Raw genomic sequence first — 10,421 nt, 5'->3', positions numbered from 1 at the left:
CAAGCCCCTGAACGCCGAGCAGACCGCCGCCCTGGTTGACCTGCTGAAGAACCCGCCGGCCGGTGAAGAAGAAACCCTGGTTTACCTGCTGGAAAACCGCATTCCGCCGGGCGTAGACGAAGCTGCCTACGTTAAGGCTGCATTCCTGTCTGCCATCGCCAAGGGCGAAGCCTCTTCCCCGCTGGTCAGCAAAGAATACGCTGTGAAACTGCTGGGCATGATGCAGGGCGGTTACAACATCGAGACCCTGGTTGAGCTGCTGGACAACAGCGAGTTGGCCGAACTGGCCGGTGAGCAGCTGAAGAAAACCCTGCTGATGTTCGACGCCTTCAACGATGTGAAGGAAAAGATGGACGCCGGCAACGCCGTTGCCAAGTCTGTGGTTGAGTCCTGGGCCAACGCCGAGTGGTTCACCAACAAGAAGAAGGTTCCCGAGAGCACCAAAATGGTGGTGTTCAAGGTGACCGGCGAAACCAACACCGACGACCTGTCTCCGGCCCCGGATGCCTGGTCCCGCCCGGACATCCCGCTGCACGCCCGCGCTGCCTATAAAATGGAACGTGACGGCCTGAAGCCGGAAGAGCCCGGCGTAACTGGCCCGATGAGCCAGATCGACGAAATCAAATCCAAGGGCCTGCCCGTTGCCTTCGTTGGTGACGTAGTGGGTACCGGTTCTTCCCGTAAGTCTGCCACCAACTCTGTTCTGTGGTTCTTCGGTGAAGACATCCCGGGCGTGCCGAACAAGCGCGCTGGCGGTGTCTGTATCGGTAACAAGGTTGCCCCGATCTTCTTCAACACCATGGAAGATGCCGGTGCTCTGGTATTCGAGGCCCCGGTTGACGACATGAACATGGGCGACGTCATCGAAATCCGCCCGTACGAAGGCAAGATCCTGAACGAAGCCGGTGAAACCATCTCCGAGTTCAAGTTCAAATCTGATGTGATCCTGGACGAAGTTCAGGCCGGCGGCCGTATTCCGCTGATCATCGGCCGTGGTCTGACCAACAAGGCCCGCCAGGCTCTGGGCATGGGCGCTACTGACATCTTCCGTCTGCCGAAAGATCCTGAAGCTGGCGACAAGGGTTTCACCCTGGCCCAGAAGATGGTTGGCAAGGCATGCGGTCTGCCGGAAGGCAAAGGCGTTCGCCCGAACACCTACTGTGAGCCGCACATGACGACCGTAGGCTCCCAGGACACCACTGGCCCGATGACCCGTGACGAGCTGAAAGACCTGGCGTGTCTGGGCTTCCAGGCAGACCTGGTGATGCAGTCCTTCTGTCACACCGCCGCTTATCCGAAGCCGGTTGACGTTGAAATGCAGCACACCCTGCCGGACTTCATCCGCACCCGTGGCGGTGTTTCCCTGCGTCCGGGCGACGGCATCATCCACTCCTGGCTGAACCGCATGCTGCTGCCGGACACTGTGGGCACTGGTGGTGACTCCCACACCCGTTTCCCGATGGGCATCTCCTTCCCGGCCGGTTCTGGCCTGGTGGCCTTTGCCGCTGCTACCGGCGTTATGCCGCTGGATATGCCGGAATCCGTTCTGGTTCGCTTCAAAGGCGAAATGCAGCCTGGCATCACCCTGCGTGACCTGGTACACGCCATCCCGCTGTACGGCATCAAGCAGGGCATGCTGACTGTTGAGAAGAAAGGCAAGATCAACGAATTCTCCGGCCGTATCCTGGAGATCGAAGGTCTGGAGCACCTGACTGTTGAGCAGGCATTCGAACTGTCTGACGCCTCTGCCGAGCGTTCCGCTGCCGGTTGTACCATCAACCTGTCGGAAGACTCCGTGGCTGAGTACCTGCGTTCCAACATCGTTATGCTGCGCTGGATGATTGCTGAAGGTTACGGCGATCCTCGTACCCTGGAGCGTCGCGCCCAGCAAATGGAAGAGTGGCTGAAAGATCCGAAGCTGATGCGTGCTGATAAAGACGCGGAATACGCCCACGTGATCGAAATCGATCTGGCTGACATCAAAGAGCCGATCGTGTGCTGCCCGAACGATCCGGACGATGCCAAGTTCCTGTCCGAAGTGGCTGGTGACAAGGTCGACGAAGTGTTCATCGGTTCCTGCATGACCAACATCGGTCACTTCCGCGCCGCGGGCAAGCTGCTTGAGCAGCACAAAGGCCCCCTGAGCACCCGTCTGTGGATGTCTCCGCCCACCAAGATGGACCAGCAGCAGCTGATGGAAGAAGGCTACTTCAACACCTACGGCACTGCCGGTGTTCGCACCGAAATGCCGGGCTGCTCCCTGTGCATGGGTAACCAGGCACGTGTAGCACCGAAGTCAACGGTTCTGTCCACCTCTACCCGTAACTTCCCGAACCGCCTGGGTGATGGTGCCAACGTGTACCTGACCTCTGCGGAACTGGCAGCTGTAGGTGCGGTACTGGGCAAACTCCCGACTCCGGCGGAGTACATGGAGTACGCCAAGGACCTCAACAGCATGTCCAAAGAGATCTACAAGTATCTCAACTTCGACCAGATGGAAGAGTACACCCAGAAAGCATCTGAGGCTTCCGTAGCCTGAGATCTTCTGAGGTAACCTACCTCTGATCTGAAAACGCCAGCCTTCGGGCTGGCGTTTTTTTGGTCCTGACACACAGGCCCGGCCACCCCCATGACCGGCGACACTCCATTGTTCAAGGACAAAAAAAGGGCTCCCGAAGGAGCCCCTTATTCAGTGCACGTGAATCATCACCGTTCGATGTGCTGGTACTCACCGGCATCGGAAGTGGCCAGAGTTACCACAACGATAGCGATAAACGCAGCAACGAAGCCCGGGATAATCTCATACACACCCGGGCCACCCATGAACTCACCATTCCAGCCCAGAGAGATCCAGATCATCACGGTGGCTGCACCCACAATCAGGCCAGCCAGTGCGCCTGCACCGTTGGTACGCGGCCAGGTCAGAGCCAGAATGATCAGCGGACCAAAGGCAGCACCGAAGCCCGCCCAGGCGTTACTGACCAGCCCCAGAACCTGGGAATCCGGATCAGACGCGATAAAGGCTGCCACCAGGCCAACCGCCACAACACAGGCCCGGCCAACATTGACACACTCTTTATCCGTGGCTTCCTTGCGCAGGAACAGACGGTAGAAGTCTTCGGTCAGCGAGGCGGAGGAAACCAGCAACTGACTGGAGATGGTACTCATGACTGCCGCCAGCAGAGCGGCGTACAGGAAACCGGTAATCAGCGGGTGGAACAACAGATCTGACAGAACAATGAAAATGGTTTCCGGATCAGCAACTTCCAGGCCATTACGTACAGCGTAGGCACGGCCAAACACACCCAGCGCGATCGCGCCAATCAGGGAGATGCCCATCCAGGACATACCGATATTACGGGCAGTCCCTACCTCACCCACGGTACGGATAGCCATGAAACGTACGATGATGTGCGGCTGGCCGAAATAGCCGAGCCCCCAGGTAACCGCCGACAACCAGCCAATCACCGTGAGCCCTTCCGTCCACGACAGGAGCGTTGGATCCACACTGTTCAAGGTCTCGGAAGCCTGGGCGAAACCACCACCGCCTTCGCCGAACAGCACTACTGCAGGCATGATGACCAGAGCGAGCATCATGATGCAGCCCTGCACGAAGTCCGTCATGCTCACCGCGAGGAAGCCGCCAACAACGGTGTACGCCAGCACCACACCCAGGGTGATCACAATACCGGCGGCGTAGTCGCTCATGCCACCGAAGTTAAAGATACCAGCGAAGGCGCTTTCAAACAGCTTGCCGCCGGCAACCAGGCCAGAGGCGGTATAAACCGCGAAGAACAGCACGATAACGATGGCGGATACTGTGCGCAGCGGCAGAGCCTTGGTTGGGAAACGGTTGGCCAGAAACGCCGGGATGGTGAGTGCATTGCCATAATGCACGGTCTGCTCCCGCAGCCGGGGTGCAACCACAACCCAGTTGATGAAAGCACCAACAAACAGACCGATACCAATCCAGGCCGAGGCCAGACCGGTAACATAGAGGGCGCCGGGCAAACCCAGCAGCAACCACCCACTCATATCTGATGCGCCGGCTGACAACGCCGCAACTTTAGGACTGAGGGCACGGCCCCCCAGCATGTAATCCTCAGCAGTGGCTGATGATGTGCGCATGGCCCAGAGGCCAATTACGATCATCAGGGCGAAATACGCAAATAGACTGATCCAAACTCCAATAGCCATATGGCTCCTCCGGTTTTATGAGTCGGATAAGATCCGCTCGATTGGCACAACACCAGATCAAAGATCGGCACTGTGTGCCGTTTTTTTGTATGTCTCGGATTCGTCAGACCTGTAGCAAGAATCAACTTGCCGGGATTCCTCATTGAATATAGCTGATCGCCAGATCTTTGCGACCAGCCAGCTCAGCTCCGGAGCCTCGGTCCTCGGGCGATATAAATTAGTATTACTACGGATTCGAGGCTTACAAAATCCTACGATTATTTTGCAGAATCCTACGGGACTGACGTCAAAACCTACGAATCCACGCCTGAATCAGGCCACATGTTCATTCAGTTGTAGCCTGGAAGGTGTAATGCCCCGATGTTTTCTGAGCGCGTTGGTCAGCGCACTCTGCGATGAAAAGCCGGTGCGATAGCTGATTTCAGAAACCGAAAGCGAGGTCGAGGAGAGTAGTCCAACCGCCTGATCGAGGCGGGTTTGCAGCAGAAACTGATGCGGCGTAGTCCCGGTAACCTGCCGGAAAATCTCATGAAACCGGCTCACACTCAGGCATGCGACACCGGCCAGATCCTGGACGGTTATCTTGCGGTGAAGATTGCCGACGATATAGCGGCGGATGTCCTCGGGATTGAGACTGTTTCTGTTACTGGAAACGGGGGGGCGGTCGACGATGCGCTCAGCCATGCAATGGAGAATACTGGCGGCGAGGTGCTGATGCAGCGCCCGGTTATCCGGTGAACGGTCGAATTCACCGGCGGCAAACTGGACCAACCCCTGAATACGGTTATCCATCTGTACCGTACGCGGCTTCTCAAACAGCCGCATCAACTTGTCGTAGTCCGAGTGCAGTGGTGTCGACAGTGCTGCGCAGAAGGGATCAACATTGATGACCAGCACGTGGTTTTGCTGATCACCACAATAATCGTGGCGCGCCTCTGTAGGTACCAGACAGGCTTTCCAGGTGTCGAGGCAGGCACCGGATCCATCAATGCTCAGCTCCGCCTGCCCGCGCACACCGACCACGATCTGGTGGTGTTCATGGTGATGCTGTTGGGCAGCCGTGGGTAGCTTCAAAAGTTTCGCGTTGAGCATTACTACTGAAAGCCGTTATCGAGAATGTTCCTCAATTAAAGCAGAACATTACAAAAAGTGCACGAAAACACCGGGATTCGCCAGCGATCTGTCTGCTGTCAGTCAGAAACCGGCAGTTTTGCCAATGCGGTCAGGAGGGCTGATACACTCTCGGATACCTGCTCGAGGGGTAAGGCGGCGTTTACCACATGGTAGCGCCCGGGCATTTCCGTCGCGCGCTCCAGATAGGTTTCCCGTATCCGCTGAAAAAATGCCTGCGCCTCCCGCTCAAACCGGTCAAGCTCACCGCGCTTTCGAGCACGAGCCATACCGGTTTCCACAGGTGCATCCAGCAGAATAACGTGGTCCGGACGCACCTCACCCTGAACCAGAGCCTCCAGCAACGCAATCCGTTCTCGGGCAACGCCACGACCACCACCCTGATAGGCGAAGGTAGCATCGGTAAACCGGTCACAGAGAACCCACTTACCGGCGGAAAGTGCCGGGAGGATTCTGTTATGGAGGTGCTGAGCCCTGGCGGCAAACATCAGCAGCAGCTCGGTGGTTTCGTGTACTGACTCCTCTCTGGGGGCCAGCAACAGCTCACGGATGCTTTCTGCCATAGGGGTGCCACCTGGCTCACGGGTCACAATGTAATCAATACCAAGCCGTTCCAGGGTTTTCGCAGCGTTATCCAGCTGTGTTGACTTGCCAACCCCTTCGGTACCCTCGAATGTAATGAATCGCCCTCTGGCCAAAATCATTGCTCTCCGTTACTGCTGGTTTCTGAATCCGGGGCCGGGAATGAACGGTAATCTTCCCGGCGGTTCAGCTGGAACTCACGCACGGCTTTCTGGTGCTCGGCAAGCGTACGGGAAAACTTGTGACTGCCATCCCCCCGGGCGACAAAGTACAGGGCATCGCCGTCATCCGGATGCAACGCGGCATGAATGGATTCTCGTCCCGGTAACGCAATAGGCGTTGGCGGCAGGCCATCAATGCGATAGGTGTTATAGGGCGTCCAGGTACGAAGGTCACTACGGCCAATCCGGCCCCGGTACTTGTCACCCATGCCATAGATGACGGTTGGATCCGTCTGCAGGCGCATCCCCTTCTGCAGGCGGCGGACGAACACACCGGCCACCTGTTGTCGCTCGCCGGCCACTCCGGTCTCGCGCTCCACAATCGAGGCCATGATCAATGCCTCATAGGGACTATCATACGGGAGCCCTTGCTCACGGTTCTGCCATTCTTCCTCAAGGACCCCGGTCATGATGTTGTAGGCGCGCTTGAGAACATCGAGATCGGTTTCACCACTGTGAAACAGGTAGGTATCCGGGAAAAACCAGCCTTCGGGATGCTGCCCTTCGGCTCCCAGAGCCGCCATGATCTCCTCATCCGTCCAATCGGTGGTCTGCCTGGTGAGCCTGTCGGTGCGCGCCAGCGCTGCCCGCATCTCGGCAAAGGTCCAGCCCTCGATAAACTGCACGGACCAGAGTTTTACCTTGCCTTCCACCATCAGGTTGATCATGTCGACAGGGGTCATGCCAGAGGTGAACTCGTAGTCTCCCGCCTTGATCAGGGTCTGCTCTGGGTTCAGGCGCCCGTGAATTCGCAACCAGAGCGGGTCATCCACAAACCCTTGCGTAGCCAGCTCCCGCGCCACTTGGCCAAACGCCGTGCCGGGCTCGACAGAAAACAGGGTCGGCTCGTCAAGGACAACCGGGGTCTCAAGTGTTTTCAAACCCTGCCAGAGCCAGAGACCACTGCCGGTAACCGCCAGAACAGCAAGAGCAACAATACCTACGAGTAGCTTTTTGAACACGCGCATCAATCCGGTCGCTTATGAGGATCGCAAATTGTCGCAAGCCGGTTGCCCACAGGCAAATCAAGGCCCGCCAGATTGCGAACCGGAACAACTCCAAGCACGCTGTTGGTCAGGTACAGACCCTGGCATTCGCGGCCCAGCAGGTCCTCCACCTGCAGCTCACATTCCCGGAAAGGCTCACCCGCGGCATGCAGGCATTCGATCACTTTTCGGCGCATCACACCGGAAACCGCCAACGAGGCCGCCGGAGGCGTTCTCCAACCATCTGGGCCATGCAGAAATAAATTGGTCCGGGTACCTTCAACCACATGCCCTGCCGCGTTGGTCATCAGCAACTCAAATGTTGGATCCTTCATTTCCCGGGCCGCCATAACCTGCTCCAGCCGATTGAGGCTCTTGATGCCAGACAGGAGTGGATTGACCGTCAACGGTACCCGGGAGAAGTCCACCATGACCCCGGTTTCGGGCGGCAGCGGAGGAAGAACGGAATGGAACAGATACAGATGAGGGCTGACATCAGCTGCCGGCCGATACCCGCGGCCACCGCTGCCACGGGTTACCACCAGCTTGAGCACCCAGTGGCTGCCGCCATGAATGGCCCCATAGCGCTGCATTGCGCCGGCAACCGCAGACTCAAGTTCGGGCCGACTCAGAGAAATACCCAGGCGCCCGGCATCCCGCACCAACCGGTCAAGGTGATAGACCAGCAAAGGCGCGGAATCCCCGTTCACCCTGATGGTTTCGAACAGGCCATCTCCATATGCCAGCCCCCGGTCACCAGGGAGCAGGCAGTCGTCGTCTGCCCAGTAGAGCTTCAACACCCGGACTCAACCCTCGTAGCGGCTGACGATCAGGGTCCCGTTGGTGCCGCCAAAGCCGAACGAATTCGACAGCGCGACCTTCACATCGGCATCTCTGGATTTGTGCGCCACAAAGTCCAGATCACAACCTTCATCCGGATGATCAAGGTTGATGGTAGGCGGCAACACCCCGTCCCGGACTGCCAACACCGAGAATATAGCCTCAACGGCACCCGCGGCGCCCAGCAGATGTCCGGTCATGGATTTGGTGCTACTCATGGCCAGTCTTTCCGCATGGCTGCCAAACACCGATTTGACTGCAGCCACCTCAGCCACATCGCCAACCTGAGTAGAGGTTCCATGGGCATTGATGTATCCGACCAGATCCGGGCTGATGCCGGCATCGCGGATGGCATTTCGCATGGAGCGCGCCGCGCCCTCACCATCGGCCGGGGGGGCCGTGATGTGATGGGCGTCATCACTCATGCCAAAGCCGATGACTTCGCCGTAAATGGTTGCTCCTCGCGCCCTGGCGTGTTCCAGCTCTTCCAGAACCACAACGCCGGCGCCATCACTGAGTACAAAGCCGTCACGGTCACGATCCCAGGGGCGACTGGCCTTTTCCGGCTCATCATTGCGGGTCGACAGGGCCCGGGCGGAGGAAAATGCCGCCACGCCGCTGCGTGTGGTCGCCATTTCAGAGCCGCCGGCCAGCATGACATCGGCATCGCCGTAGGCGATGGTTCTGGCGGCATAGCCGATATTGTGTGTTCCAGTGGTACAGGCGGTCACGATCGCAATATTCGGCCCCTTGTAGCCGAAACGGATCGCCGCATTACCGGAAATCATATTGATGACGGATGCCGGCACAAAAAACGGCGAAACCTTGCGCGGGCCGGCCTTATCCATCTGAAGAACGTTCTTTTCGATGTATTCCAGGCCACCGATACCTGAACCTATGGCAATCCCTACCCGCTCCTTGTCGAGCTTGCTGTATTGCTCAAGGCCGCTGTCATCTACCGCCTGCTGCGCTGCAATCAGGCCATAGTGAATAAAGGCATCCAGCTTTCGCGCTTCCTTGCTGGACAACCAGGGCTCGATATCAAGATCCTTGACGGCACCGCCAATGCGAGTGGTGTACTCGGACGCGTCAAAGCGGTCAATCAGTCCGATGCCACTGCGTCCGGCACGAATGGCTTCCCAGGAAGACGTCACATCATTCCCCACCGGAGAAAGCATACCCATTCCCGTGATGACAACCCGTCGCTTGCTCATATCCCCAATCACCCGATTGTTCCGTCTCTGATGGTTCACTGCTGGCCAATGTCCGACCAATAAAAAAGCCGTCCTTCAATAAGCCCAAAGGACGGCTTTTGCCTGGCTATCTGATTCGCAGGGTATCAGGTGTGCGCGACAATGTAGTCGATCGCGTCCTGAACGGTGCCCAGCTTTTCGGCCTCTTCGTCAGGAATCTCAGTCTCGAATTCCTCTTCCAGGGCCATAACCAGCTCAACAGTGTCCAGTGAGTCAGCGCCAAGATCCTCTACAAAAGAAGATGTGTTCTGAACTTCGGACTCTTTCACGCCCAACTGCTCACAAACAATCTTCTTAACGCGCTCTTCAACTGTACTCATAATGTCCTCACTTTATGTGTCAACCAAGCAACTCTATGGCTGCCAGTTTAGTTTAAACCCCACCTGCAAACAAGCAGGGATTCTGTCAAACATGTTGTGCGACAAGGGGTTGCACACCAGCCCGGAACGGACTTAACCCATGTACATGCCGCCATTCACATGAATGGTTTCTCCGGTTACGTAAGCGGCGCCGTCCGATGCCAGGAAAGCCACCACAGCGGCAACCTCCTCCGGCGACCCCAGGCGACCAGCCGGTATGATTTCCAGCATAGCCTCACGCTGCTTATCGTCCAGTTTTTTGGTCATGTCTGTGTCAATAAAACCAGGTGCCACGCAGTTCGCCGTGATACCGCGGTTAGACATTTCCTTGGCCAGGCTACGGGTAAACCCCTCAACACCGGCCTTCGCCGCACAGTAATTGCCCTGCCCGGGATTTCCCATACCAGCAACCACTGAGCTGATATTGATGATTCTGCCCCAACGGGCTTTCGCCATACCACGCAATACCGCCTTGCTGGTGCGATAGACGCTGGACAGGTTGGTTTCCAGAACCTCAGACCAGTCATCGTCTTTCAAGCGCATCAGAAGGTTATCACGGGTGATGCCGGCATTATTGACCAGAATCAGGGGCGCACCTGATTGCTCGGCAAGCTGCTTGAGGCCAGCCTCGATGCTCTCGGGCTCTGCCACATTCATAACAATGCCATAGCCACTGAAACCCGCTTCTTTCAGGCCATCGGTAATGGCCTGGGCCCCCTCGGCACTGGTCGCGGTACCCACCACTTCGGCTCCCTGCCGGGCAAGTTCATGAGCAATGGCTTTGCCAATGCCTCGACTGGCGCCGGTTACCAATGCAACTTTGCCTTCCAAAGACATAATTCACTCCGTGTA

General features: G+C 57.5%; 9 protein-coding genes. 1 reads left to right on the top strand and 8 read right to left on the bottom strand.

Annotated features, from left to right (window positions below; genetic code table 11):
- Positions 1–2,539 (top strand): bifunctional aconitate hydratase 2/2-methylisocitrate dehydratase (locus B3Y70_RS08845; protein WP_288589630.1); only part of this gene is annotated, 2,539 nt, incomplete at its 5' end.
- 167 nt (positions 2,540–2,706) lie between these two features.
- On the opposite strand, the gene putP is transcribed toward B3Y70_RS08845, so the two are convergent.
- From putP to fabG, 8 genes are all read right to left on the bottom strand, one after another.
- Positions 2,707–4,197 (bottom strand): sodium/proline symporter PutP, encoded by a 1,491-nt coding sequence (putP, locus tag B3Y70_RS08840; RefSeq protein WP_286896143.1) that lies wholly within the window; start codon positions 4,195–4,197, stop codon positions 2,707–2,709.
- A gap of 312 nt (positions 4,198–4,509) precedes the next feature.
- Complete coding sequence (locus B3Y70_RS08835) at positions 4,510–5,289, bottom strand: AraC family transcriptional regulator (protein ID WP_011785337.1); 780 nt, start codon at positions 5,287–5,289, stop codon at positions 4,510–4,512.
- A 98-nt stretch (positions 5,290–5,387) separates the two neighbouring features.
- A complete protein-coding gene (gene tmk / locus B3Y70_RS08830) occupies positions 5,388–6,032 on the bottom strand; it encodes a dTMP kinase (RefSeq protein ID WP_153740321.1) in 645 nt (214 codons plus the stop codon).
- Positions 6,029–7,099, bottom strand: coding sequence for an endolytic transglycosylase MltG (gene mltG / locus B3Y70_RS08825; protein ID WP_153740322.1), 1,071 nt, complete (start codon positions 7,097–7,099; stop codon positions 6,029–6,031). Before mltG ends, tmk begins: the two co-directional genes overlap by 4 nt.
- On the bottom strand, positions 7,099–7,917 hold the full coding sequence (gene pabC, locus B3Y70_RS08820; RefSeq protein WP_153740323.1) for an aminodeoxychorismate lyase: 819 nt from the start codon (positions 7,915–7,917) through the stop codon (positions 7,099–7,101). Before pabC ends, mltG begins: the two co-directional genes overlap by 1 nt.
- A 6-nt stretch (positions 7,918–7,923) precedes the next feature.
- Positions 7,924–9,171 (bottom strand): beta-ketoacyl-ACP synthase II, encoded by a 1,248-nt coding sequence (gene fabF, locus B3Y70_RS08815; RefSeq protein WP_153740324.1) that lies wholly within the window; start codon positions 9,169–9,171, stop codon positions 7,924–7,926.
- 125 nt (positions 9,172–9,296) lie between these two features.
- Positions 9,297–9,530: an acyl carrier protein gene (gene acpP, locus B3Y70_RS08810; protein WP_008938713.1), complete on the bottom strand. Its 234-nt coding sequence runs from the start codon at positions 9,528–9,530 to the stop codon at positions 9,297–9,299.
- Between the two features lie 132 nt (positions 9,531–9,662).
- Entirely contained in the window at positions 9,663–10,406 is a 744-nt protein-coding gene (gene fabG, locus B3Y70_RS08805) for a 3-oxoacyl-ACP reductase FabG (protein WP_011785342.1), read from the bottom strand.
- Between the last annotated feature and the right edge of the window lie 15 nt (positions 10,407–10,421).

The sequence above is a fragment of the Marinobacter sp. UBA5687 genome, assembly GCF_002420325.1.
GTDB classification, from domain to species: domain Bacteria; phylum Pseudomonadota; class Gammaproteobacteria; order Pseudomonadales; family Oleiphilaceae; genus Marinobacter; species Marinobacter nauticus.
The sequence above is the reverse complement of the archived record's forward strand: the minus strand, read 5'-3'. Positions and strand labels throughout refer to the sequence as shown.